Below are 23604 nucleotides of genomic sequence, written 5' to 3' on the forward strand. Positions count from 1 at the left end.
GGACGCCGCAACAGGCAGGAGGATGAGAGCCGGGAGCGGGCCGGGACGCAGGGGCCGGCGCAGGAGGGGAGCAGACGTGGCGCGCAAGACGATCGTCATCACCGGTGCGAGCGACGGGATCGGCGCGGCCGCCGCACGGGAGCTGGCCGCCGCCGGTCACGAGGTGGTGGTGGTCGGTCGTGATCCGGACCGCACGCGGTCGGTCGCCGAGGAGCTGGACGCCGAGCACCACGTCGCCGACTTCACGCGGCTGGACGACGTCCGCTCGCTGGCGGCGGCGCTCGCGGCGGCGCATCGGCGCATCGACGTGCTGGCCAACAACGCCGGCGGTTTCAACGACCGCCGCTACGTCACGCCCGACGGTCACGAGCGCACGTTCCAGGTGAACCACCTGGCGCCGTTCCTGCTCACCACGCTGCTGATCGACACGCTGGTCGAGTCGGTCGCCAGCGTGATCACCACGTCGAGCATCGCGGCCCGGCGGGCCCGCGTGGACCTGGACGACCTGGACGCCCGGCACGGGTACTCGGCACAGCGCGCGTACGGCGCCAGCAAGCTGGAGAACATCCTGTTCACCCGTGAGCTGCACCGGCGGTACCACCGCCGCGGCATCTCCACCGCGACCTTCCACCCGGGCGGGGTGGCGACGAGCTTCGCGACGGACGCCGACCATCTGTGGGGACGGCTCTACCGCTCACCGTTGGGCCGGCGGGCGATGATCGGCCCCGAGCGAGGCGCCGACACGCTCGTGTGGCTCGCCGAGGGCACCGCCGGTGAGGACTGGGTGTCCGGCCAGTACTGGGTCAAGCGCCGGATCGCGCGCACCAACCCGCTGGCGGCCGACCGCGACCTGGCCCGCGGCCTCTGGGAGGCCAGCGCCGCCATGGTGGAGGAGTAGGCCAGCACCCGAGCTCGGGGCGGTGGACGACGACCTACGGCTGCGCGTGCCGCCCCCGCGGCACCGAGTCGCCCTCGGTCCCGCCGGCACCCCCCGACCGCACGCGGAACGCCTCCACCACCGCGGCGATGTCCCGCGGCGTGCCGTGCTCGTCCACCGCGGCGGCGTACGCGTGCTCGAGGGTCTCGACGAGTGCGGTCGGCGCCCCGGCCCGCCGGGCCTCCGCCGCGACCAGCTCGAGGTCCTTGCGCAGACCGGCCAGCTCGAACTGCGGCTCGTAGTCGCCGGACAGCATCGCGGCGCCCTTGACGTGGGCGTACGGGCTGTCCGGCTGGCCGCCGTCGATCGCGTCCAGGAACAGCTGCGGGTCCAGGCCCCACACCTGCGCCAGCGCCACCGACTGCGCCACCCCGGCGGTCAGCGTGGCGATCCAGGCGTTGGTCACCAGCTTCAGCCGTGACGCCGGCCCGGGTCGGTCCGCCACCCAGACGGTCCTCGTCCCGATGGCGTCCAGCACGGGCTGCACGCGAGGGCGCAGCTCCTCCGGGCCGGACGCGAGCACCACGAGCTTGCCGGCCAGCGCCGGCTTGCGGGTGCCCAGCACCGGAGCGTCGACGAACGCCACGCCGTGCTGCTCGGCCAGCCCCGCCAGCCGAGCCGTCCCCTCGGAGCCGACGGTGCTCGACTGCACCCACACCGCACCGGCGGGCATCGCCTCGATCGCCTCACCCATCACGGCCGCCACCGCGTCGGTGTCGAACAGCATGGTCAGCACCACGTCGGCGTCGCGCACCGCCTCCACCGGGGAGTCGGCCACCTTGGCGCCGAGCTCGCCCAGCGGCTCGGCCTTCTCCCGGCTGCGGTTCCACACCGTGGTGGACACCCCCGCGCGCAGCAGCGAGACGGCGAACCCGTATCCCATCGTGCCCGTGCCGAGCACGGTCACCCGCAGGTCGTCACTCATGGCACACACGGTCGCACCGACACGCCGTGCGCGCGCGTCGACTCAGTCCTGCGGCACCCAGTTGAACTCGTCGGGGTCCGGTCCGGTGCGCATGCCCCGGTCCAGGGCCTCGATCGCCGCCATCTCCTCCTCGGCGAGCTCGAAGTCGAACAGCGCCAGGTTCTCGTCCATGCGCTCGCGGTGCGTGGTCTTGGGGAACACCACGTCCCCGCGCTGCAGGTGCCAGCGCAGCGCCACCTGGGCGGGCGTGCGGCCGTGCGCGCCGCCGATGCGCACCAGCTCCGGGTCGGACAGCACCTTGCCCTGGGCGATGGGCGACCAGGCCTCGGTGACGATGCGGTGCTCGCGACCGTAGGCGCGCAGCGGGTTCTGGGACAGGTAGGGGTGCACCTCGATCTGGTTCACCGCCGGGGTGACCGTGGACGTCTCGGCCAGCCGGCGCAGGTGGTGCTCGTGGAAGTTCGAGACGCCGATCGCCCGGATGCGGCCCGTGGCGTAGAGCGCCTCGAGGGCCTGCCAGGTGTCGACGAAGTCGCCGACCTTCGGCAGCGGCCAGTGGATGAGGAAGAGGTCGAGGTACGGCGTGCCGAGCGCCTCCAGGGTCCGCTCGAACGCGTCGTGGGCCGCCTGCGGCTCGTGGAACCCGTTGCTCAGCTTGCTGGTGATGAAGACGTCGGAGCGGTCGAGGCCGGACCGCGCGAGCGCCTCCCCCACCCCGCCCTCGTTCTTGTACACCTGCGCGGTGTCGATGTGCCGGTAGCCCGACTCGAACGCGTCGAGCACCACCTCTGCGGTCCGCGAGGGTTCCACCTGGAACACCCCGAAGCCCAGCTGCGGGATCTCGACCCCGTTGTTCAGCGTCAGGTGGGGCACGACGGCAGGCACGGTGGCTCCTTCACGAGCGGGAACGACGGGCGAGCTGACGGGCGAGGTCGCAGACGACCGTCCACTCCCATCAGACCGCCGATCCGGCCTCACCGCCAGGCAGCGCGTCGAGCGCCGTCAGGCCGCGCGGACCGCCGCCGCCTCGCGCGCCGGCCGCAGCATCGGCACGATCCACGGCCCGTCGGCCCCTGCCAGCGACACCTGTGCGCCGGTCTCCTCGTAGCCCATCTCGGCGTAGTAGGCGACGTTCTCCGGCTTGGTCGTCTCGAGGTACGACCGCTCCCCGGCCTCGTCCGCCAGTGCGAACGCCTGCTGGATCAGGCGGTAGCCGCGCCCCGCGCGCTGCAGGTCGGGCCGCACGCCCAGCGCCTCGACGTACCAGGCGTCCGTCGGCACGCCCCCCGCGGTCAGCGAGCCGAACCGGGCGATGCCCCGGCTGTGCTCGCGCGTGATGGTCGCCATCCGGGCGATGCGCAGTCCCTGCCGCAGCCAGCGGGCGGTGGTCATCGGATAGGTGTGCGGCGGGTAGATGGCGATGGCCCCGGTCACCACCGACCCGATGCGGGTGACGTAGGCGCGGCCGTGGTTGATCGCGTCGTCGAGCGTCATCCGGTAGAGGGCCTGCAGCTCCTGCTCGCGGCGCCTCGGGTCCGGGAACAGGTGCCGGTAGCCGGGGTCGTCGGCCAGTGCCGCCGCCAGCACCTGAGCGGCACCCCGCCGGTCCGCCTCCACGAGCGGGACCAGCACGTCCGGCGTCGTCCGGACCGTGTGCACCCGCGCGGGTCTGCGCTCGGCGCCGTCCGTGACCATAGGCGCATGATCACCCGGACGTTCGTCCAGTTGCAACACCGGGCTGTGACTCGGAGAGCCGTTCGGGTGACGCTCGCCGGTGGGGGTGCCGGGTTCGTCCTCCCAGGTCCGACGTGGTGGGATGTCCGCACGGCGACGGAGCCGACGACGAGCAGGAGGCCGGATGACCCCCGCACGGCAGACCCTGGGCACCCGGGTGCGCCGGGTGGCCGCCCGGACGTTCTGGCTGGTGAGCCGGTGGCGGCTGGTGACGGAGCGGATGCCGGTGGACGGGACCGGCGTGCTGATCGGTGCCCCGCACACGTCCAACTGGGACTTCGTGCTGATGCTCGCGATCGCCTGGGAGGCCGGTCTGCCCCTGCGCTGGCTCGGCAAGCACACCCTGTTCCGGGGGGCTGCCGGCCCGCTGATGCGCGCTCTCGGCGGCATCCCGGTGGACCGGCGGGACCCCACCGGCCTGGTCGACGCCGTTGTGGCGCGGCTGCGGGCCGGTGAGCGGTTCTACCTCGTCGTGACCCCCGAGGGCACGCGCTCCGGCAACGGCTGGAAGTCGGGGTTCTACCGGATCGCCCGCGCCGCGGACCTACCCGTCACCCTCGGCTACGTCGACCGCACCACCATGACCACCGGCCTGGGCCCGACCCTGCGGCTCACCGGGGACGTGCCGGCGGACATGGACCGCATCCGAAGCTTCTACGCCGACAAGTCCGGCCTGGTGCCGGCACGGCGCACGGAGCCCAGGCTGCGCGACGAGGACGGCGCTGCTCCGGCCGTCGACCCCGCACCGGGCGACGCGGGCCCCGCCGGGCTGCGGCCGCCCGCCGCTCCGGATGCGGGTGGGCCGAACCCGACCTAGCGTCGACCGGGTCGGCCGTCGCACGACGGCAGCGAGCAGGAGGGAGCAGCCGATGGGACTCGACGACAAGATCCGTCACCAGGCCCAGGAGGCCAAGGGCAAGGTTGAGCAGGGCGTCGGTCGGGCGACCGACAACGAGCGCCTCGAGGCCGAGGGCAAGAAGGACGAGGCGGTGGGCGAGCTCAAGCAGGAGGGCGACCGCCTCAAGGACAAGCTGTCCTGATTTCCCGCAGCACGCCCCGGCACCGACGTCGGTGCCGGGGCGTCGTGGCGTTCCTGGACGGTCGGTCACGCGTCCCGCGGGCCGTCGTCACAAGGCGGTCGGACGCGGTCGGATTGTGCCGACTCGCCGTCACAATGCTGCACGAAGTGTCCTTACACGCCCGATTGGCTCTCCGACCAGGACTGACGTCCTGCGGGTGAAAAAGCACCAAGTGCCCGAATTGAGGAGTCTGAGGGCCTTCCGGGGCGACTTGTCATCATCTACTGTCTGACCTGTCAGCGAATGGGCAAACCCTCCGCAAGGCGGGGACGCAAAGCCACGGGACCCTCGAGGTCAGCCGGGCTACCGAACAGGCAGGACGGTCACATGGACCAGCGAGGATCGGCAGCAGAACCGGTCAACACGCCCCTCCAGCCCCTCTCCACACCCGTTGCGCGTGTGCAGTCGTGGGCTGGCGTAGCGGCCAGGATCGGCGCGGGGACAGTGATCCCCCACCAGGACCTCGCTGCCTGAGGGCCACCGCCTGAGCCACACCGTGCGCCGTCGGCGCGCTGCGACATCGTCGTTGCCGCTCGCCGTCGGGTCGCCGGATGCCGTCTGGTCGCTGCACGTCGTCCGACGAGGCGCCGCGCGCCGCGAGGTGACTAGAGCTCGCCGAGCTTCTGCAGCCGCCGCATGGCCACCCAGCCCAGCGGGATGCGCAGCCAGTACGTCAGCACCCGGAACAGCACCGCCACGGACAGGGCGACACCGGGGTTGAGCCCGACGACGGCGCCGAGGCTGGCCGTCAGGGCGGCCTCGACCGTGCCGACACCACCCGGCGTCGGCACCAGCGAGCCCGCCGTCGTGCCCGCCAGGTACACGATCGCCACCTTGACCAGGCTGGCGCTCTGGCCGAGCGCGGCGAGGCTCGCGTCGAACGCGAGCACGTAGCCCATGGTCATCACGGTGCTGCCCAGCAGGCCCAGGCCCAGGCGGGTCGGCTGGCCGATCACCTGGATGAACCGCGGCCACGTCTGCCGCAGCGTCGGCATCGCCTTCGCCAGCGCCCACTGCCGCACGCGCGGCACCAGCAGCGCGGCGGCCACGAGGCCGGCGACGGCGGCGACGGCGACGAGCACCACAGGGGAGACGGGCAGCGCCGACTGCTGCTGCGTCCCGGACAGCAGGGACAGCACCAGCAGCAGGAGCACGGTGACGACGAACTGCGTCACCTGCACCAGCGCGACGGTGGCCGCCGCGAGGGTGGCCGAGACGCCCCGCTTGGTCAGCGTGCGCAGGTTGAGCGCCGCGGGGCCGATGCCGGCGGGTGCCGCGAGGGCGACGAACGTGCCGGCTGTCTGCACCAGGGTGGCCCGCCACAGCGGCACCTTGACGGGGCTGAACGCGACCAGCGCCAGAGCTCCGCCGAGCAGCGTGATCAGGCCCAGCGCATAGGCCAGGACCGAGTACCGCCAGTCGCTGGCGCGCAGGGCGGCGGCGATCTCGTTCACGTTGATCGTGGTGAGCACCACGAACACGGCCACCACCGTGACGATGATCGTCAGCAGCGTCCGGGCGCCGAACCGCACGAGCTGCTGCGGCTCCACGTCCGCCTGGGGCAGCCGGGCCACCAGCGCCTCGCGGACCTCCGTCAGCACCTCCTTGTGCGCCCGCATCGCCTCGCGCGTCTGCCGCGGCAGGGCGATGGTCTGCAGCAGCGGACCGATGGCGGCCACGTCGGCGGCGTCGAGCGCATCCGCTGCCGACCGGACGGCGCGCTCGGCGCCCACTCGCAGGGCCAGCAGCGCCAGCACCTGCATCAGGTCCATCCGTCGGGCCAGCTCGGACGACGCGACGTCGCCCTGCTCCCAGCCGGTGAGCCACACCCGCGGGACCCCGTGCGAGACGGGTCCGACGACGATGTTGTCGCTGGTCACGGCACGGTGGGCGATGCCGGCCGCGTGGGCGCGGCGCAGCTGGGCCCACACCGCGCGCAGCAGCTCGTCGGTCAGCCGGGCGTCCGGCAGGTCGGTCAGCGGGACGCCGCCGTGCGGGTGGTCCAGCAGCAGCAGCATCGAGTCGGCGTTCTCGCCGATCCGCAGCAGGCCGGGGGTGTCCACACCGGCGGCCTCGGCGGCGTAGGAGAGCAGGGCGGCGCGCTCGGCGGCCTGGCGCAGGGACACCACCGACCGGCCCTCGAGACCGCGCAGCCGCAGGCTGCGCCACAGGCGGGCCAACGAGCCGACCACCTGGCGGTCGCGGTCGAGGACCACCAGGTCGAGCACCTCGTCGTACGCCGTCTCGACTCGGTACACGCGGGTGCCGGACGAGCGGGCCAGCGCGGCAGAGGCCGGGTCGGGATCGGGCAGCGGCGGGTACCGGTCGCGGTGCGGTGCCGCGGCGGTCTCCTGGTCCGGCACCCGCACCAGCCGCCGCGGCGTGTAGCCGGCCCGGCGCACACCCACCGCGAGGTCCTCGCCGTACGCGCGCTGCGGGGCGACGCCGGACACGTACCGGACGGCCATCCCGACGATGCGGCCCAGCAGCACCGACACCGCGACGCCCGGCAGGGACACCTGCCCGGTGATCAGGGTGATGCCCACGGCCACCCACAGGGCGTTCCAGCCCCACCGCACGGAGGTGCTGACCCGGGACCCGGCGACGGTCAGCACCCCGGCCGCCAGCGCGGCGTACGCCGGCAGCGTCAGCTGCCAGCCGGTGCCGACGCGGATCGAGAGGTTCTGGGCCAGGTCGGTGGACGTCAGGCCGCTGATCAGCCAGTGCGCGCCGGCGTTCAGCGCGAGCGCCGCAGCACCGCCGACCATCGTCTCCAGCAGCAGCCGTCCGCGCCGGCGCAGCGCCTGCTCGCCGAGCACCAGCAGCGGCACCGCCAGCGTGATCAGCCCGACCAGGGCGTTCACCGGGACGAACAGGATGCGTCGCAGCAGGGTGGCGAAGCCCTGGACGTCCTCCGCGACGCCGGAGGTGGTGTTGTGCGCGTACGACGCCAGCGCCAGCACCAGCGCCACGCCGAGCACCCCGAGCACCACGCCCAGCAGGTCGCTGGGATGCTGCACGCGCGACGTCGGGACGTCGATCACCTCGACCGGAGGAGGTGGCACCGCCGTGTGCAGCCGGAGGGTCGGTTGCTCGTGCGGGTCGGTGCCGGGCACGTCCTGCGCCGTGTCGTCCGCACGGGCGCCGGGCCCGGAGGACTGGGCGGTCATGCGGGCGAGTCTAGGCAGGGGACCCTCACGGGCGCGGTCGGTCGGCGCGGGTTCCGCGAGCCGTCTGCCGGGCGCTCGGGACAGTCGGGTGAGCGGTGCTCGGAGCGCTCAGGACGACCGCGCGGGGTGCTCGGAGCGCTCAGGACAGACCGAGCGCGGTGCGCCAGTGCGCCGGGACCAGCGCGTACCCGATGAACACGACCATGTCCATCACGGCGTGGGCGACCACCAGGGGCATCACCCGCCGGCGTCGGCGGTAGTACTCGGCGAACACGACGCCCATCACCGCGTTGCCGACGAACGGTCCCCAGCCCTGGTACAGGTGGTACGAGCCGCGCAGCAGGGCGCTCGCGGCCACCACCAGCGGGCCGCGCCAGCGCAGCTCGCGCAGCCGTTCCGAGAGGTAGCCGACCGCCACGACCTCCTCGAGCAGCGCGTTCTGCACCGCGGAGAAGACGAGCACCGGCACCGTCCACCACGCCGCGTTCAGCGCGCTGGCCTGCACCTGCACGGTGATGCCGAGCGCCCGCCCGGCGGCGTACAGGCCGAGGCCGGGGATGCCGATGGCAGCCGCCAACCCCACACCGACGGCCAGGTCCTGCCACGGGCGGCGAGCATCGAGGCCGAGGCGACGCACCGCCGAGCGGCCGTTGGCCGACAGGAGGTACAGCGCGAGCGCGACGGGCACCAGGGCGAACGCGATGGAGAGCAGCTGGTAGGTCAGGTCCAGGAGCGGCCGTGGGGACTGGCTCTGGTTCAGCGCGGTGCTCTGGGACGCCAGCGGGGGCCCGGCGGTCAGGCTGGCGACCAGGCTGACCACCGCGTACACGCCGGAGCGGCCGAGGGACAGGCCGAGGACGATCCAGATCTCGGCGGTCAGGCGGCGGGAGAGCGCGCGCCGACCGGGTTGCGGGGTTCCGGCGGGTCGTTCGCCCGACGTCGTCGGTTCGGCAGGTGCCGTCCGGGCTGCCGAGCCGGGGCCCGCAGGGTCCATCAGCCTTCGCTCGGCCGCCGTCGGGGCGGCGCCCGTGGCGTCCCGGGCTGCCTCGTCGGCCGACATGCCGCGAAGCGTACGACCGGCACCTACGTGCCGACGCGACCCGGCATGCCGCTCGGAGGTCTGGCGTGCCGCTCGGAGGTCCGGCGTGCCGCTCGGAGGTCGGGCATCGGTTCTCGGCGTGTACGCCCTCTGTACGTACATCAGGCGTACACACGAGAAGAGAACCTCCCCTCGGCCCGCGACACGCTGTCGTGGTGGTGTGGGGACTTCGGACGGGGTCGGACGTGTCCGGGTGGGGTCGGACGGGTGCCGGCGGGTCTGGCGGGCTGCTGGTGCAGGGATGGCGTCGGACGCGCCGGTGGTGCAGGGCGGGATCTGACGGGGTGCTGGTGCCTGGGGTCCAGCGTGATGCTGGGGGGGTCGGGTCAGGTGGGCGCGGACGGGGGCCGGCCTGGACGGCGGGGTGGGCGGAGCCCGGGCGGGGTGCGTCCCGCCCGGGCCAGAGCCTCGCGGAGCAGCAGCTCGATCTGCGCGTTGACGCTGCGCAGGTCGTCGGCGGCCCACCGGGCGAGCGCGTCGTGCACCGCGGGGTCCAGCCGCAGGAGCACCGCCTTGCGCTCGCGCGGCTCGCCGCCCTCGTTCACGGGTGGCTCACGTGTACAGGGACCCGGTGTTGACGATCGGCGTGGCCCGGCTGTCGCCGCACAGCACGACGAGCAGGTTGGACACCATCGCCGCCTTGCGCTCCTCGTCCAGGGTGACCACCGCGTGGTCCTCGAGGCGCTTGAGCGCGTCCTCGACCATGGAGACGGCACCCTCGACGATGCGGCTGCGGGCCGCGATGATCGCGCCGGCCTGCTGGCGCTGCAGCATCGCCTGGGCGATCTCGGGGGCGTACGCGAGGCTGGAGATGCGCGCCTCGACCACCTCGAGACCGGCGATCGCCACGCGGGCGGCGACCTCCGCGGCGATCTCGCCGGACACCACGTCGGTCGCGCCGCGCAGGGTCTCCTCGCCGGTGTCCGGGCGGTCGTAGGGGTGAGACATCGCGACGTGGCGCAGGGCCGACTCGGACTGCACGCGGACGAAGTCGACGTAGTCCTCGACGGCGAACGTCGCCTTGGCGGTGTCCGCCACCTGCCAGACGACGATCGCGGCGATGTTCACCGGGTTGCCGTCGGCGTCGTTGACCTTGAGCTCGTTGGTCTCGAAGTTGCGCACCCGCACCGACACCCGGCGGCGGTTGCTGAGCGGGACGGTGGTGAACAGGCCGGTGCGGCGGACGGTGCCGATGTAGCGGCCGAACAGCTGCACCACCCGGGTGGAGCCGGGGCTGATCACGCCGACCCCGGTGAAGGTGAGGACGGCGACGGCGATCAGCAGCACACCGAGGCCGGCGTGCGAGTCGTCGCCGGTGGAGTCGGCCTGCGCGAACTGGTTGAACGCCGTGATGACCAGGGCGACGTCGATCAGCAGCAGCAGCACCGTGGCGGCGCTGCCGAGGGACCAGGCGGTCCGCTCGGACACGTCGACCCGCGTCCCTCCGCTGCCCACGGGGCGACCGGCGGGTTGACCCCCCACCGAAGCCTGGGGGGGTGGGGCGATGTCCGACATCTGGCTCGTACTCCTTCGCTGACCGGCGGCCCCGGTGCGGGGCTGCGATAGCAAAGTGATATCAGGTTTCGAGTCGGACCGGGAGGGATTGGAGGACGACGATGCCCGGGGCCGACGCGGTGGTCGGCGCCCGGGCATCGGGCTGAGCGGTCGCCTCAGGAGAAGCGCTGGCGTCAGGAGAAGCGGCGCAGGCGCAGCGAGTTGGTGACGACGAGCACGGAGGAGAACGCCATCGCCGCACCCGCGATCATCGGGTTGAGCAGGCCGGTCGCCGCCAGCGGGATCGCCGCCACGTTGTACGCGAAGGCCCAGAACAGGTTCTGCCGGATGATCCGCAACGTGGTGCGCGACAGCCGGATCGCCTGGGGCGCCGACTGCAGGTCACCACGCACCAGCGTCAGGTCGGCTGCCTCGATGGCGACGTCCGTGCCGGTGCCCATCGCCAGGCCGAGGTCGGCCGACGCCAGCGCGGCGGCGTCGTTCACGCCGTCGCCGACCATCGCCACGGTGGCGCCGCCGGCACGGAGCCGCTCGACGGCGGCCACCTTGTCCTCGGGGAGCACCTGCGCCACCACGTCGGCCTCGTCGATGCCGACCTCGCGCGCCGCCACCCGAGCGGCCCGCGGGTTGTCGCCCGTGAGCAGCACCGGACGCATGCCGAGCGCTCGCAGCTCGGCGATCGCCTGTGCCGACGTCGGCTTCACCGGGTCGCGGAGCACCAGCACGCCACGCGCCGAGCCGTCCCAGGCGGCCATCACGGCGGTGGCGCCGTCCGCCTCGGCGGCGTCGAACCGCTCGTCGAGCGGGGTGGTGTCGACGCCCTGCTCGTGCAGCCAGGCGGGACGCCCGACGAGCACGCGACGGGCGAGTCCGACACCGGCGTGCGCGGCGCGCACCACGCCGGCGACGCCGCGGCCGGGGGTCTCGACGAAGTCGTGCACGTCCAGCTCGGGTGCCGCGGAGGTCATGTCGGCGGTCCCGACTGCGGTTGCCACGTCGACCGCGCCGGCGGCGGAGGTCGTCGTGCGTTCGTCTGCCGCTGCCGTGATCGCCGCTGCGATCGGGTGCTGGGAGCCGCGCTCCACGGCGCCGGCCACCGCGAGGACGTCGTCCGCGTCGACCCCGTCCGCCGCCAGCACGTCGACCAGGCGCATCGCACCGGCGGTGATCGTGCCGGTCTTGTCGAGCACCACGGTGTCCACGGCGCGGGTGCGCTCGAGGATCTCCGGGCCCTTGATCAGGATGCCGAGCTGCGCGCCGCGGCCGGTTCCCACCAGCAGGGCGGTCGGTGTGGCCAGGCCCAGGGCGCAGGGGCAGGCGATGATCATCACGGCGACGGCGGCGGTGAACGCCGCCTGAGCCGAGGCGCCGGACAGCAGCCACACCACGAGCGTCGCGACGGAGAGGGCCAGCACCACCGGGACGAACACCGCCGAGATCCGATCCGCCAGCCGCTGCACCGGTGCCTTGCCGGTCTGCGCCGAGGCGACCAGCCGGCCGATCTGTGCCAGTCGGGTCTGCTCGCCGACGCGGGTGGCCCGCACGACGAGGTGGCCGGAGGTGTTGACGGTGGCACCGGTGACGGCGTCGCCCGGGCCGACGTCCACCGGCACCGGCTCGCCGGTGAGCAGCGAGGCGTCCACCGCGGCCGTGCCGCGCACCACGACGCCGTCGGTCGCGATCTTCTCGCCGGGGCGGACCACGAACTCGTCGTCCACCCGCAGCGCGCTGATCGGCACCCGTCGCTCCACGCCGCCCACCAGGACGGACACGTCCTTGGCGCCGAGGTCCAGCAACGCCCGCAGGGCGTCACCGGCCCGGCGCCGCGAGCGGTGCTCGGCGTACCGGCCGGCGAGCAGGAACGTGGTGACCACGGCGGCCACCTCGAAGTAGAGCTCGGGCGTGGTCATGCCGTGCGCGCGTGACGGGATCAACGTCGGCCGCATGTGCATGCCCAGCTCACCGGCGCCGCCCAGCAGCAGCGCCCACAGCGACCACGTGGTGGCCGCGATGATGCCGAGCGACACCAGGGTGTCCATGGTCGACGAGCCGTGCCGGCCGGCGGCCAGCGCCGCCCGGTGGAACGGCAGCGCCGCCCACGTCGCCACCGGCAGGGCCAGGGCGGCCACCACCCACTGCCACCCGCGGAACTGCAGCACCGGCACCATCGAGATCAGCACCACGGGCACCGTCAGCACGGCGGCGAGCCGCAACCGCCGCCGCAGGTCGGTGCCGCGGGCATCGGTGGGCGCGGAGGTGTCCTCGTCGCCCATGTCCATGCCCATGCCACCGGTGACCGCGGCGATCTCCTCGTCGGTCATCGGCGGGGTCGGCGTGATCGGGTGCGCGTCGTACCCGGCGGCCTGCACGGCCGCGACCAGGGCGTCGACGTCCGCCGGGGAGCCGCCCTCGGGCACCGCGACCCGCACGTGCGCCTGCTCCAGCGCAAGGTTCACCGTCGCCTGCACCCCGGGCACGCGGTTGAGCCGCTTCTCCACGCGGGCGACGCAGGAGGCGCAGGTCATCCCCTCGACGGCGAGGTCGAGCTCGACCACCCCGGTCGCGTCCGGGGTGCCGGCGACGGAGGTGCTCACAGCAGCGAGCCCCGCGGGGTCACCGCGTAGCCGGCCTCGTCGATCGCGGCGGCGATCGCCTCGTCGGAGATCGGGGCGTCGGACGTGACCTTCACCGGGGACGAGCCGCCGGCGACCAGGTCGATCGACACGTCGGTGACACCGGGGATGGCCGTCAGCTCGGACGTGACGTGCTGCACGCAGTGGCCGCAGGTCATGCCGTCGACGGAGAACTGGGTGGTGGTGCTCATGGCTTCTCCTTGGTTGGTGGTGCGGGACTCAGCTGCGGACGAGCCGGGCGATCGCGTCGGCCGCCTCGCGGACCTTCTCGTGACCGGCCTCGTGGGACTGCCGGGCGGCGTCGACGACGCAGTGGTCGAGGTGGTCCTCGAGCAGGCCCAGGCCGACGGCCTGCAGCGCCTTGGTCACCGCCGCGATCTGGGTGAGGACGTCGATGCAGTACGTGTCCTCGTCCACCATGCGCGCGATGCCGCGCACCTGCCCCTCCACGCGGCGCAGCCGCTTGAGGTAGGCGTCCTTGTCGTCGCTGTAACCGGGCACCGGGGGTCCTCCTCGCGCGGGCCCTCGTCGACCCGTCGTCCGTGACTATATACCCCTACCGGGTATTGGTACCAGGGACGGACGGCCCGTGTCGGTGACGACCCCCCTAGGCGAGTGCGTCCGCGAAGGCTGAGGATGACGACGACCGGACCACCCGACGGCGAGAGGGCTGCCATGGACCACGTCGCACGAGCAGAGGTGCTGATCGGTGCGCCAGCGGAACGCGTCTGGGACGTCCTGACCAGCCCTGAACCGCGCCCGGAGATCATGTTCGGCGCCCGCACCGTCAGCGACTGGCAGCCCGGCCACCGGATCACGTGGAGCGGCCAGTGGCAGGGCCACCCCTTCGAGGACAAGGGCGAGGTGCTGGAGGTCGAGCGTCCGCACCGGCTGGTGGTGACGCACTTCAGCCCGCTGTCGGGCCAGCCGGACGTGCCGGAGAGCTACCACCGTCTGCAGTACGTGCTGGAACCGGTGGACGGCGGAACCAGGGTCGTCCTCGAGCAGGACAAGAACCCGACGGCCGAGGCGGCCGAGCACAGCGCCGCCAACTGGCGCACGATGCTCGACGGGCTGAAGACGGTGTCGGAGTCACCCGCCACCTAGTCCGCCCCTGCTCCGGCTGTGCCGTGACCGTACAGCCGCCGCGGGCCGACGATGCGGTCAGGCCGTGAGACGCTCCGCCGTGGCGGCGGCGGCAGCGGCCGCCGGCAGGGCGGCCTCGATCCGGCCGATCGCCTCCTCGTCGTGCGCGGCCGAGACGAACCACGCCTCGAACGGCGACGGCGGCGCGTACACGCCCTGCTCGAGCAGTGCGTGGAAGAACGGCGTGTAGCGCCAGTGCTCGCTCGCCAGCACGGCGTCGTAGTCCCGGGCCCCCGCAGCGGCCGGCCCCGGCCCGAACATGGTGCTGAACAGCGAGCCCGCCCACTGCATGGCGTGCGGCACGCCGGCCTCGCCGAGCGCCCGGGACAGGGAGCCGCGCAGCCGGGCCGACGTGGCGTCGACCTGGGCGTAGACGTCCTCGTCGGCCAGCCGCAGCGTCGCGAGGCCCGCGGCCACTGCCACCGGGTTCCCGGACAAGGTCCCGGCCTGGTACACAGGTCCGAGCGGCGCGAGCGACGCCATCACGTCCGCCCGCCCGCCGACCGCCGCGACCGGCAGCCCGCCGCCGATCACCTTGCCGAACGTCAGCAGGTCCGGCGTCCAGCCCTCGGCCTGGCCCTCCAGCCCCCACCAGCCCGCCGGCGACACCCGGAAGCCGGTCAGCACCTCGTCCTGGATCAGCAGGGCACCCGCCTCGGCCGTGATCCGGCGCAGCTCGGCGTTGAAGCCCGGCAACGGCGGCACCACACCCATGTTGGCGGGGGCCGCCTCCATGATCAGGGCGGCGATGCGCGGACCGTGGGCCTCGAAGGCGGTCCGGACGGCATCGAGGTCGTTGTAGGGGAGCACCAGCGTCTCGGCCGCCACCTCGGCGGTGACGCCCGCGGATCCCGGGAGCGCCAGCGTGGCGACGCCGGAGCCCGCCGCGGCCAGCAGCGCGTCGACGTGCCCGTGGTAGCAGCCGGCGAACTTCACGACGAGGTCGCGGCCGGTGAAGCCCCGCGCCAGGCGCAGCGCCGTCATCGTCGCCTCGGTGCCCGTCGACACCAGCCGGATCCGCTCGGCGGCGGGGACGCGGCGGCGGATCTCCTCCGCCAGCTCGACCTCGGCCAGCGTCGGGGCGCCGAAGCTGAGGCCCCGAGCCGCCGCCTCCTGCACCGCCGCGACCACCTCGGGGTGCGCGTGCCCCAGCAGCGCAGGACCCCACGAGCCGACCAGGTCGACGTACTCGTCCCCGTCGACGTCCCGCACGTACGCGCCGTGCGCCGAGGCGATGAACCGCGGCGTCCCGCCGACCGAGCCGTACGCGCGCACCGGCGAGTTCACCCCGCCGGGGATCACCCCCAGTGCGCGGTCGAAGGCGTCCGCGCTCGCGGACTGCTCGGTACGGGCGTGGGTCATCGGGTCCCCTCGGAGAGCCAGTGGGCCAGCTCGACGGCCCAGTAGGTGAGCACGGCATCGGCACCGGCGCGGCGGATCGACAGCACGGACTCGGTGATGGCACGACGGCGGTCGATCCAGCCGTTCGCGGCGGCGGCCTCGATCATGGCGTACTCACCGGACACCTGGTACGCCCAGACCGGCACGGGAGACGTGGCGGCCACGTCGGCCAGCACGTCCAGGTAGGACATCGCCGGCTTCACCATGACGACGTCGGCCCCCTCGGCCACGTCGGCCTCCACCTCGCGGGCGGCCTCCCGGCGGTTGGCGGGGTCCATCTGGTACGTGCGGCGGTCGCCCTGCAGCTCGCTCTCGACGGCCTCACGGAACGGGCCGTAGAACGCCGACGCGTACTTGGCGGCGTAGGCGAGCAGCGCGGTGCCGGTGAACCCCGCCGCGTCGAGGGCGTCGCGGCAGGCCGCCGTCTGGCCGTCCATCATCCCGGACAGCCCGATCAGGTCGACCCCCGCCTCGGCCTGCGCGAGCGCCATGTCGGCGTACCGCACCAGCGTCGCGTCGTTGTCCACGCTGCCGTCCGGCGCCAGCACGCCGCAGTGGCCGTGGTCGGTGAACTCGTCCAGGCACAGGTCCGCCTGCACGACGAGCGCGTCGCCCACCTCGGCCACCACGTCGGCGATCGCCAGGTTGAGGATGCCGTCCGGTTCGGTCGCGCAGCTGCCGACCGCGTCGCGGCGCAGCGGGATGCCGAACAGCATCACGCCGCCGATGCCGGCCTCGGCCGCCTCGGCGGCGGCGCGGCGCAGCGAGTCGCGGGTGTGCTGCAGCACGCCGGGCATCGAGCCGAGCGGGCGGGGGTCGGTCAGCCCCTCCTTGACGAACATCGGCAGGATCAGCTGCTCGGCGTGCACCCGCGTCTGGGCGGCGAGGCGGCGGCGGGCGGGGGTGGCGCGCATCCGGCGCAGGCGGGTGCGACCCGGGGTGGGGACGGCGGTCGGCACGGAGGTCGGGACGCTGGTCGGGACCGTGGTCATCGGGTCTCCTTCGGATCGAGTTCTGCTGCGTCCGGTGCGGCGGGAGCCGGGGGGACATCGCCGTGGGCGGCCGCCACCGCGTCGGCCAGGGCGCCGACCAGGGCGGTCATGGTGCGTTCGGGGGCGACGACGGCCACCGGCAGGCCCGCGTCGCGGGCCGCGTCCGCCGTCGTCGGCCCGATGCAGGCGAGCAGCGTCCCTGCCGGCGCAGGGCCCAAGCGTGCCGCGAGGGCCCGCACGGTGCTCGGCGAGGTGAGCAGTGCCGCGGAGATCGACCCGTCGCGCCATGCGGCGACCACGTCGTCGGGCGCCGGGCCGGCGGGCACCGTGCGGTAGGCGACCACGTCGTCGACCGCCCAGCCACCGGCGCGCAGCCCGTCCACCAGGTCCGGGCCGGCCAGGTCGCCGCGGGCGAACAGCACGCGCGCGCCCGCGACGTCGGGCCGGGGCCACGCCTCGGCGAGCGCGCGGGCGCCGGACGTCCCGACGAGGTCCGCCGTCACACCCACGGTCGCGAGCGCCCGGGCCGTCGCCGGTCCGACGGCTGCGACCCGGGTGGTGCCCACCACGTCGCCCAGCGCCTCGGCGCTCTCGAGCGCGCGGCCGACGAGCGCGCCGACCGCCGCCGCGCTCGTCACCGCCAGCCAGGTGTACCGCCCGGCGCGCAGGTCCGTCATCGCGGCGTCGAGCACCGCCGGGTCGTCGATCGCCTCGGTGCGCACCAGCGGCACCACCACCGGCTCGGCACCGACGGCTCGCAGCGCCGCCTCGGCGTCGGCGCTCCCGGACGCCGGCCGGGGCACCAGCACCCGCAGACCCGCCAACGGACCGGTCATCCGCGCACGTCCTGCTGCTCCCGGACACCGGGCTGGCCGGCGTCAGGCGCCGCCGGACGGGCCGATGCGCTCGGTCCGACCGGCGCCAGCTCCGCCGCGCCGTCCTCCAGCAGCAGGTCGGCCACCCGAGTGCCCAGGTCGGCGGCGGCCGCCACGTCTGGCACGGCAGCGCGCAGCGTGCGGCGCAGCGCCCGGCTGCCGTCGACCCCGGCCACCACGGCCTGCAGCTCGAGCTGGTCGCCGACCAGCTGGGCGAGCGCTCCGACCGGTGCCGCGCAGCCCGCCTCGAGCCGCGCCAGCAGCGCCCGCTCCGCGGTGACTGCCAGCCGGGTGGCGGGATCGTCCAGCGTGCGCAGCGCCGCTGCCAGCGGACCGTCCCCCACCGCGTCCGCCGCACGGACCTCCACGGCCAGCGCCCCCTGCCCGGGCGCCGGCAGCATCAGGTCGGCGTCGAACACCTCGGTCACCGCGTCGAGCCGACCGAGCCGGGCCAGCCCCGCGCGCGCCAGCACCACCGCGTCGAGGTCCCCGGGACCGGAGCCACCCGCAACCCGGCCGAGCCGGGTGTCGACGTTCCCGCGCAGGTCCACCACGTCCAGGTCCGGACGTGCGGCGCGCAGCTGCGCGGCGCGCCGCGGCGAGCCCGTGCCGACGCGTGCACCGCGCGGCAGCCCGGCCAGCGTCAGCCCGTCCCGGGCGCAGAGCGCGTCACGGGGGTCCTGGCGCACCGGCATCGCCGCGACCACCAGCCCCGGCGCCGCACTGGTCGGCAGGTCCTTGAAGGAGTGGACCGCCACGTCGCAGCGTCGCTCGAGCAGGGCGTCGCGCAGGGCGGTGACGAAGACGCCGGTACCGCCCAGCGCCGCGAGGGACGCCCGGCTGCGGTCGCCCTCCGTGCGCACGCGCACCGTCTCCACGTCGAGCCCGGCCGCCATGAGGTCGGCGGCGACGTGTCCGGTCTGGGTGAGCGCGAGCGCACTCGCGCGCGTGCCGATGCGCACCTGCATGGGCGTCAGTGTCCCTCCGGCTGCTGTGGCGTCGAAATTCGGGGCGATCGAGACGCTTTCCGGCCGTGGTGCCGGACGGCATTGCGACCCACGGCACACCCGGCCCCAGAAATCATCGACCGCACATTTATGACAGCCCGTCAGAAAAATGGCGGCCTGTCGACTCGCGACGTCGGTTCAGCCCCGCGGCGCGAGCGCCGTCAGCAGCGCCGCGGCGGCCGAGCGCGCCTGCGGCACCACGGAGGCGAGCCCGTTCCCCGACACCCATGCGCCCGTCAGCGCGAGCCCCGGCACTCGGTCGACCGCGTCGCGGACCGCCGCCACGGCGTCCCGGTGGGCGGCGCTCGGCCGGGGCAGCGCCTGCGTCCACCGCACCACGTCGTGACCCACCAGCCGCTCGGCCGGCAGCGGCACGCCCAGCAGCACCGCGGCGTCCGCCAGGGCCAGCCGCACCAGCTCGTCACCGGACGGCAGCGCCGCGGCGTCGCCCTCGGCGCGGCCGAACGAGAGCCTGACCACGTGGCGGCCCGGTCCGGCCGCCGCGGCGAGCCACTCCCACTTCGCGGTGGCGTGCGTGAGCGCCTTGGCGGTCACGTCGGTGACGTCCGGGGCCACCAGCACCCCCGTGCCGCGGGGCGCCGCGTCGAGCGCGGTGACGCCGTCGAGCACCAGCGTGACCAAGGTGACCGGCGTCCCGTCGTCCGTCTGCATGGAGCCGGGGTCGGCACCGGTGAGCTCGGCGATCAGCGGGACCGCGGCAGCCGTGGCCAGCAGCACGCGGTCGGCGTGCAGCTCCTCCTTCGCGGTCCGCACGACGAAGCCGCGGACCGGATCGACCTCCGCCCCGGTCCGGTCGTCGTCCACCGCCAGACCGGTGACCGCGGACCGCACGCGCACCTCGCCGCCGTGCGCCCGCACGTCCGCGACCAGCGCGTCGACCAGCCGCCACACGCCGCCGGACAGCCCCTGCACCGCGGACCCGGCCGGTGCCGCTGCCCGCAGCGCGCCCACCGCCTTGCCGAGCGTCCCGTGCTGCGCCAGTGCCGCCCGCAGCCCCGGCGCGACGACGTCCACCGCCAGCTGGTCCGGGTCGGCCGCGTGCACGCCCCCGACCAACGGACGCACCAGCCGGTCCAGCACCCGGGCGCCCATCCGGCTCCGCACCAGGGCGCCGAGCGTGGTGGCGTCCGCGCCCACCCGTGCCGGCAGCACCCCGTCGAGCCGGGCGCGCCACGAACCGAGCGTGCCGAGCGTGCGGCGCACGTCCGCGGCACCGGGGTCGGTCGGGATGCCGAGCAGCCCGGTCGCCGGCAGCGGGCCGTCGCCGGTCACCAGGTGCACCCAGGAGCCGCGCGGCGCCGGTGTGCACAGGTCGTCGGCCATCCCCAGCTCGCCGACCAGGGCGGCTACCGCCCCGCCGCGCGTCGCGAACGACTCCGCACCCGCGTCCAGCCGCAGCCCCGCCACGTCGTGCGACCGCACGGCGCCGCCCGGGGCGTCCCGGCCGTCCAGCACCAGCACCCGCAGGCCCGCCCGGGCGAGGTCACGCGCCGCGACCAGCCCACCGAGACCGGCGCCGACGACGACGGCGTCCCAGCGCTGCTCCTCCGGCACGGCGTCGACCCGCGCGCCCCCGGCGACGCCCGCCACGTCGGCGTCCTCGGTCACAGCGAGTGCACCAGCTCGACCAGCCTGGTCAGCACGTCGGGATCGGTGTCCGGCGGCACACCGTGACCGAGGTTGACCACGTGCGCCGGTGCCACCGACCCGCGCTCCACCACGTCCCGCACGTGCGCCTCGAGCACCTCCCACGGCGCCGCGAGCATCGCGGGGTCCACGTTCCCCTGCAGCGGCGTACGACCGCCCAGCCGCCAGCTCGCCTCGTCCAGCGGCACCCGGTAGTCCACGCCCATCACGTCGGCACCGGCGTCCCGCATCGCCACGAGCAGCTCGCCGGTGGCGACCCCGAAGTGCACGGCACGCACGCCGAGCTCCCGCACGCCGGCCAGCACCCGTGCCGAGGCGGGCACCACGTGCTGCGTGTAGTCGGTCAGCGACAGCGACCCCGCCCAGGAGTCGAACAGCTGCGCCGCCGACGCCCCGGCACGCACCTGCGCCTGCAGGAAGGCCCCGGTCACGTCCGCCGCCCAGCTCATCAGCGCGTGCCACGCGGCCGGGTCGGAGTGCATCAGCCGGCGGGCGCCCAGGTGGTCGCGGGATGCCCGGCCCTCGACGAGGTACGCGGCCAGCGTGAAGGGTGCGCCGGCGAACCCGATCAGCGGGGTGTCGCCCAGGGCGGCCACCGCGGCGCGTACCCCGGCGGTGACCGGGGCGGACCGCTCGTCGTCCAGCGGGCCCAGGTCGCGCAGCCGGGCGACGTCGTCGAGCGTCCGCACGGGCGAGGCGAACACGGGCCCCACCCCCGGCTCGATCTTCACGTCGACGCCGAGCAGCGCCATGGGCACGACGATGTCCGAGAAGAAGATCGCCGCGTCGACGCCGTGCCGGCGCACCGGCTGCAGCGTCAGCTCCGCCGCGAGGTCCGGGTCCAGGCACGAGTCGAGCATCGCGACGCCCGCGCGCGAGGCCCGGTACTCCGGCAGCGACCGTCCCGCCTGGCGCATGAACCACACCGGCAACCGCCGTGGCCGGTGCCCGGAATACGCGCTGACCAGGGGAGAATTGGCGGTGCGGCCGGTACGCAGAGGGTGGTCCTCGGGAAGGGTCACACCGCGATTGTGCCGGACAAATGTTCGGGTGATTCAATCGGCGGCGTGGCGCTGCTCAGCTGTGCCGCCAGCCACCACGACCTCGAGCTGTCCGCCCTGGAACGTCTGTCCACCGACTGGGCCGGCGTCGGCCCCGAGCTCGTGGCGGCGGCGGGTCCCGTCCGGGGTGCCGTGGTCCTCGCCACGTGCAACCGCTTCGAGCTGTACCTGGACGTGGACGACGAGCGGCTCGCCGAGGCCTGCGCCGCGGCGTCCGAGGCCGTCGCCGCGCGGTCCGGTCTGGCGCCGACCACCGTCCGCGGGCACCTGCGCCACCGGACCGAGACCGAGGCCGCCCAGCACCTGTTCGCCGTCGCCGCCGGGCTGGACTCGATGGTGGTCGGCGAGCGCGAGATCGCCGGACAGGTGCGGCGCGCGCTGACCCACGCGCGCCGCGAGGGGACCACCACGTCGGTGCTGGAGCAGCTGTTCCAGCGGGCGTCGCGGGTGTCCCGTGCGGTCGAGGCGGCGACCGGGCTCGGCGGCACGGGCCGGTCCGTGGTTGGGGTCGCGCTCGACCTCGCGGCGGGCACGCTGCCCCGGCACGTGCACGACGGGGCGGCCGCCGCGGACGAGCACGTGGACTGGTCAGGGCTGCGCGTGGTGCTGGTCGGCACCGGCTCCTACGCCGGCGCCAGCCTCGCGGCACTGCGCAGCCGGGGGTGCCGGGACGTGCGGGTGTGGTCGGCCAGCGGCCGGGCACCGGCCTTCGCCGAGGCTCGCGGTGCGCACGTCGCCGACCCGGACCTGCTGTCCGAGCTCGCCCACGCCGACCTCGTCGTCGCCTGCAGCGGCACCGGCGGACCGGTGCTGCACGGGTCGGCGCTCGCGGCCGTCCGGTCCGCCGCGGGGAACGCCGAGCCGCTGACCGTCGTGGACCTCGCGCTGCGGCACGACGTGGACCCGAGCGTGGGTGCGTTGCCCCAGGTGCACCTCGTGTCGCTGCACTCGGTCGCGGAGCACGCCCCGGCCGGCTCGGTGGCGGTCACCGAGGCCACGGAGATGGTGGCTGCCGCCGCGGCGGAGTTCGTCGCCGAGCGCCGGGTCCGTGCCTGGGACCCCGCCGTCGTCGCCGAGCGCACGCGGGTGCTCGCGGCGACCGAGGACGACCAGGCTGCTCGCCGACGCGCCCGTGCGGCGCTGCACGGCCCGACCGTCCGTGCTCGGGAGGCTGCCCGGCGCGGCGACGTCGACGCGTACCGTCAGGCGCTCGCGGAGCTGGCCGTCGTCCAACCCGTCGTCGGCGACTCGATCGCCTGAGCCTGACGCGGCACCGCATCGGCCCTGGTCGCGGCGCCCGGAGCGCCCGGCCGCCCGCCCGACGACGGACGTGCCGGGCCTGGACGGGGGGAGCGCCAGGCCCGGCACGCGTCCGGGGTGCTGCGCGGACCGCAGACCGCGCCGCCGGGGTCCGTCAGTAGTGCGCGTGGTGCTGGTAGGGGGCGCCGTAGGAGCGCTGGGGGGTCGTCGTCGGACCGGGGGCCCACGTGAGGGGCACCACCTGGTTGGTCTGCAGGTCGGTGAGCTCGGCGGCGTAGACCACTGCCTCGTACACGCCGGCCTCCACCTGCTGCAGGTGCAGCCGCTCGGCGCGGTCCATGTCGTCGCCCAGGTGGGAGATGCGGGCGACCACGTACCGCTGCGCGTCCTGCCACTGGTCCACCACGCGCACCGCGAGGCCGTTCCAGCGTGCCGTCAGGTCGAGCTCGAACAGCTCCGAGACCTCGGTGCGGGCGACGTGCCGGTACCAGCGGCCGCTCGGCGACTGGTCGAACCCGGTCTCCGCCAGCGGCGGGTTGGCCAGCGCCAGCACCACGGTGTCGTCGTCCAGCACGTCTGCCTCGAGGTACGCCGAGTGCCACTTGGCCACCGGCCCGACGCAGCGCGAGAGCGACGACAGGCCGGGCTGGCCCGGGATGCCGGGCGCCGAGGTCCAGCCGGTGCCCACGTCGCCGTACCAGGCGAGCAGCCGCGAGCTGCCGTCGGAGTACACCCGCACCAGCTCGGTGCGCGGCGGGATGCGGGAGTGCCGCAGCCACCACAGCGGGACGATGTAGCCGGGCACGTCGCGGTACTGCAGCTGCGGTGACGACTCGAAGCGGAGCAGGTCCACGTGGTCGTCGGTGGGCCGGAACGGTGAGCCGGGGTAGCCGAGCCCGTGCACCTCGAACAGCTGCGCCGGGGTGGTGGCGAACGACACGTCCGCGGCGCGCACCACGTAGCCGGCCATCCGGTCGTGACCGTTGACCAGGTGCGCGTACGACGACGCGGGTGTGACCACCTTCTGCATGAGCGTCACGGGAGAACCCTGCTGCGAGATGGGGAGGAACCGGGTGAACCGGACGAGCCGTGGGCATTCTTG

At 74.6% G+C, this 23604-nt stretch carries 22 protein-coding genes and 1 riboswitch; of the genes, 5 read left to right on the forward strand and 17 right to left on the reverse strand.

What is annotated here, in order from left to right:
* Window positions 1-76: 76 nt before the first annotated feature.
* Window positions 77-898, forward strand: a complete 822-nt coding sequence (locus tag QMF98_RS00210; RefSeq protein ID WP_337974104.1) for an SDR family NAD(P)-dependent oxidoreductase — start codon at window positions 77-79, stop codon at window positions 896-898.
* A 34-nt stretch (window positions 899-932) separates the two neighbouring features.
* On the opposite strand, the gene QMF98_RS00215 is transcribed toward QMF98_RS00210, so the two are convergent.
* From QMF98_RS00215 to QMF98_RS00225, 3 genes are all read right to left on the reverse strand, one after another.
* A complete protein-coding gene (locus tag QMF98_RS00215; protein WP_337974105.1) occupies window positions 933-1862 on the reverse strand; it encodes an NAD(P)-dependent oxidoreductase in 930 nt (309 codons plus the stop codon).
* Between the two features lie 42 nt (window positions 1863-1904).
* Complete coding sequence (locus QMF98_RS00220; RefSeq protein ID WP_337974106.1) at window positions 1905-2747, reverse strand: aldo/keto reductase; 843 nt, start codon at window positions 2745-2747, stop codon at window positions 1905-1907.
* A gap of 117 nt (window positions 2748-2864) precedes the next feature.
* Window positions 2865-3557 (reverse strand): GNAT family N-acetyltransferase, encoded by a 693-nt coding sequence (locus QMF98_RS00225; protein WP_337974107.1) that lies wholly within the window; start codon window positions 3555-3557, stop codon window positions 2865-2867.
* Window positions 3558-3720: 163 nt separating this feature from the next.
* Here QMF98_RS00225 and QMF98_RS00230 point away from each other — a divergent pair, with 163 nt between their 5' ends.
* Entirely contained in the window at window positions 3721-4413 is a 693-nt protein-coding gene (locus tag QMF98_RS00230) for a 1-acyl-sn-glycerol-3-phosphate acyltransferase (RefSeq protein ID WP_337974108.1), read from the forward strand.
* 52 nt (window positions 4414-4465) lie between these two features.
* On the forward strand, window positions 4466-4636 hold the full coding sequence (locus QMF98_RS00235) for a CsbD family protein (RefSeq protein ID WP_337974109.1): 171 nt from the start codon (window positions 4466-4468) through the stop codon (window positions 4634-4636).
* A gap of 275 nt (window positions 4637-4911) precedes the next feature.
* Window positions 4912-4986: riboswitch (cyclic di-GMP riboswitch) on the forward strand.
* Between the two features lie 294 nt (window positions 4987-5280).
* On the opposite strand, the gene QMF98_RS00240 is transcribed toward QMF98_RS00235, so the two are convergent.
* The 7 genes from QMF98_RS00240 to QMF98_RS00270 all read right to left on the reverse strand — a co-directional run bounded on the left by QMF98_RS00240 (window position 5281) and on the right by QMF98_RS00270 (window position 13593).
* Window positions 5281-7845 (reverse strand): flippase-like domain-containing protein, encoded by a 2565-nt coding sequence (locus tag QMF98_RS00240; protein WP_337974110.1) that lies wholly within the window; start codon window positions 7843-7845, stop codon window positions 5281-5283.
* A gap of 139 nt (window positions 7846-7984) precedes the next feature.
* Window positions 7985-8839 carry a CPBP family intramembrane glutamic endopeptidase gene (locus QMF98_RS00245; protein WP_490715673.1) on the reverse strand — a complete coding sequence of 285 codons (855 nt, stop codon included), beginning with the start codon at window positions 8837-8839 and terminating at the stop codon, window positions 7985-7987.
* Window positions 8840-9270: 431 nt separating this feature from the next.
* Complete coding sequence (locus QMF98_RS00250; RefSeq protein WP_337974112.1) at window positions 9271-9489, reverse strand: type II toxin-antitoxin system antitoxin; 219 nt, start codon at window positions 9487-9489, stop codon at window positions 9271-9273.
* Between the two features lie 7 nt (window positions 9490-9496).
* The gene (locus QMF98_RS00255) at window positions 9497-10459 is read right to left on the reverse strand and encodes an SPFH domain-containing protein (protein ID WP_337974113.1); all 963 of its coding nucleotides are present in this window, start codon (window positions 10457-10459) and stop codon (window positions 9497-9499) included.
* Between the two features lie 173 nt (window positions 10460-10632).
* On the reverse strand, window positions 10633-12984 hold the full coding sequence (locus QMF98_RS00260) for a heavy metal translocating P-type ATPase (protein WP_490715674.1): 2352 nt from the start codon (window positions 12982-12984) through the stop codon (window positions 10633-10635).
* Window positions 12985-13049: 65 nt separating this feature from the next.
* Window positions 13050-13283: a heavy-metal-associated domain-containing protein gene (locus QMF98_RS00265; protein WP_263731902.1), complete on the reverse strand. Its 234-nt coding sequence runs from the start codon at window positions 13281-13283 to the stop codon at window positions 13050-13052.
* Between the two features lie 28 nt (window positions 13284-13311).
* The gene (locus tag QMF98_RS00270; RefSeq protein ID WP_263731903.1) at window positions 13312-13593 is read right to left on the reverse strand and encodes a metal-sensitive transcriptional regulator; all 282 of its coding nucleotides are present in this window, start codon (window positions 13591-13593) and stop codon (window positions 13312-13314) included.
* Window positions 13594-13767: 174 nt separating this feature from the next.
* Between QMF98_RS00270 and QMF98_RS00275 the strand changes: the two genes are divergently transcribed.
* Entirely contained in the window at window positions 13768-14199 is a 432-nt protein-coding gene (locus QMF98_RS00275; RefSeq protein ID WP_337974115.1) for an SRPBCC family protein, read from the forward strand.
* A 57-nt stretch (window positions 14200-14256) separates the two neighbouring features.
* On the opposite strand, the gene hemL is transcribed toward QMF98_RS00275, so the two are convergent.
* From hemL to hemE, 6 genes are all read right to left on the reverse strand, one after another.
* Window positions 14257-15600: a glutamate-1-semialdehyde 2,1-aminomutase gene (gene hemL, locus QMF98_RS00280; RefSeq protein WP_337974116.1), complete on the reverse strand. Its 1344-nt coding sequence runs from the start codon at window positions 15598-15600 to the stop codon at window positions 14257-14259.
* Window positions 15597-16631 (reverse strand): porphobilinogen synthase, encoded by a 1035-nt coding sequence (gene hemB, locus QMF98_RS00285; RefSeq protein WP_337974117.1) that lies wholly within the window; start codon window positions 16629-16631, stop codon window positions 15597-15599. The genes hemL and hemB overlap by 4 nt, the downstream gene beginning before the upstream one ends.
* Window positions 16628-17467 carry a uroporphyrinogen-III synthase gene (locus tag QMF98_RS00290; RefSeq protein WP_337974118.1) on the reverse strand — a complete coding sequence of 280 codons (840 nt, stop codon included), beginning with the start codon at window positions 17465-17467 and terminating at the stop codon, window positions 16628-16630. The genes hemB and QMF98_RS00290 overlap by 4 nt, the downstream gene beginning before the upstream one ends.
* Window positions 17464-18474 (reverse strand): hydroxymethylbilane synthase, encoded by a 1011-nt coding sequence (gene hemC / locus QMF98_RS00295; RefSeq protein ID WP_337974119.1) that lies wholly within the window; start codon window positions 18472-18474, stop codon window positions 17464-17466. Before hemC ends, QMF98_RS00290 begins: the two co-directional genes overlap by 4 nt.
* 177 nt (window positions 18475-18651) lie before the next feature.
* Window positions 18652-20142 (reverse strand): protoporphyrinogen/coproporphyrinogen oxidase, encoded by a 1491-nt coding sequence (locus QMF98_RS00300; protein ID WP_348773386.1) that lies wholly within the window; start codon window positions 20140-20142, stop codon window positions 18652-18654.
* Window positions 20139-21203, reverse strand: coding sequence for a uroporphyrinogen decarboxylase (hemE, locus tag QMF98_RS00305; protein ID WP_337974120.1), 1065 nt, complete (start codon window positions 21201-21203; stop codon window positions 20139-20141). Before hemE ends, QMF98_RS00300 begins: the two co-directional genes overlap by 4 nt.
* Before the next feature lie 45 nt (window positions 21204-21248).
* On the opposite strand from hemE, the gene QMF98_RS00310 reads away from it, so the two are divergent.
* Window positions 21249-22502, forward strand: a complete 1254-nt coding sequence (locus QMF98_RS00310) for a glutamyl-tRNA reductase (protein ID WP_337974121.1) — start codon at window positions 21249-21251, stop codon at window positions 22500-22502.
* A 154-nt stretch (window positions 22503-22656) separates the two neighbouring features.
* Here QMF98_RS00310 and QMF98_RS00315 read toward each other — a convergent pair whose 3' ends face one another.
* Complete coding sequence (locus QMF98_RS00315) at window positions 22657-23532, reverse strand: UCP033725 family protein (RefSeq protein ID WP_337975669.1); 876 nt, start codon at window positions 23530-23532, stop codon at window positions 22657-22659.
* Window positions 23533-23604: the final 72 nt, after the last annotated feature.

The sequence above is a fragment of the Cellulomonas sp. NTE-D12 genome (genome assembly GCF_027923705.1).
Classification (GTDB): Bacteria; Actinomycetota; Actinomycetes; order Actinomycetales; family Cellulomonadaceae; genus Cellulomonas.

Coding starts and splice junctions, on each gene's coding strand:
- QMF98_RS00215 (WP_337974105.1), bottom strand. CDS start 1,862: ATGAGTGACGACCTGCGGGTGACCGTGCTCGGCACGGGCACGATGGGA.
- QMF98_RS00225 (WP_337974107.1), bottom strand. CDS start 3,557: ATGGTCACGGACGGCGCCGAGCGCAGACCCGCGCGGGTGCACACGGTC.
- QMF98_RS00230 (WP_337974108.1), top strand. CDS start 3,721: ATGACCCCCGCACGGCAGACCCTGGGCACCCGGGTGCGCCGGGTGGCC.
- QMF98_RS00235 (WP_337974109.1), top strand. CDS start 4,466: ATGGGACTCGACGACAAGATCCGTCACCAGGCCCAGGAGGCCAAGGGC.
- QMF98_RS00240 (WP_337974110.1), bottom strand. CDS start 7,845: ATGACCGCCCAGTCCTCCGGGCCCGGCGCCCGTGCGGACGACACGGCG.
- QMF98_RS00245 (WP_490715673.1), bottom strand. CDS start 8,839: ATGGACCCTGCGGGCCCCGGCTCGGCAGCCCGGACGGCACCTGCCGAA.
- QMF98_RS00255 (WP_337974113.1), bottom strand. CDS start 10,459: ATGTCGGACATCGCCCCACCCCCCCAGGCTTCGGTGGGGGGTCAACCC.
- QMF98_RS00260 (WP_490715674.1), bottom strand. CDS start 12,984: ATGACCTGCGCCTCCTGCGTCGCCCGCGTGGAGAAGCGGCTCAACCGC.
- QMF98_RS00265 (WP_263731902.1), bottom strand. CDS start 13,283: ATGAGCACCACCACCCAGTTCTCCGTCGACGGCATGACCTGCGGCCAC.
- QMF98_RS00275 (WP_337974115.1), top strand. CDS start 13,768: ATGGACCACGTCGCACGAGCAGAGGTGCTGATCGGTGCGCCAGCGGAA.
- hemL (WP_337974116.1), bottom strand. CDS start 15,600: ATGACCCACGCCCGTACCGAGCAGTCCGCGAGCGCGGACGCCTTCGAC.
- hemB (WP_337974117.1), bottom strand. CDS start 16,631: ATGACCACGGTCCCGACCAGCGTCCCGACCTCCGTGCCGACCGCCGTC.
- QMF98_RS00290 (WP_337974118.1), bottom strand. CDS start 17,467: ATGACCGGTCCGTTGGCGGGTCTGCGGGTGCTGGTGCCCCGGCCGGCG.
- hemC (WP_337974119.1), bottom strand. CDS start 18,474: ATGCAGGTGCGCATCGGCACGCGCGCGAGTGCGCTCGCGCTCACCCAG.
- QMF98_RS00315 (WP_337975669.1), bottom strand. CDS start 23,532: ATGCAGAAGGTGGTCACACCCGCGTCGTCGTACGCGCACCTGGTCAAC.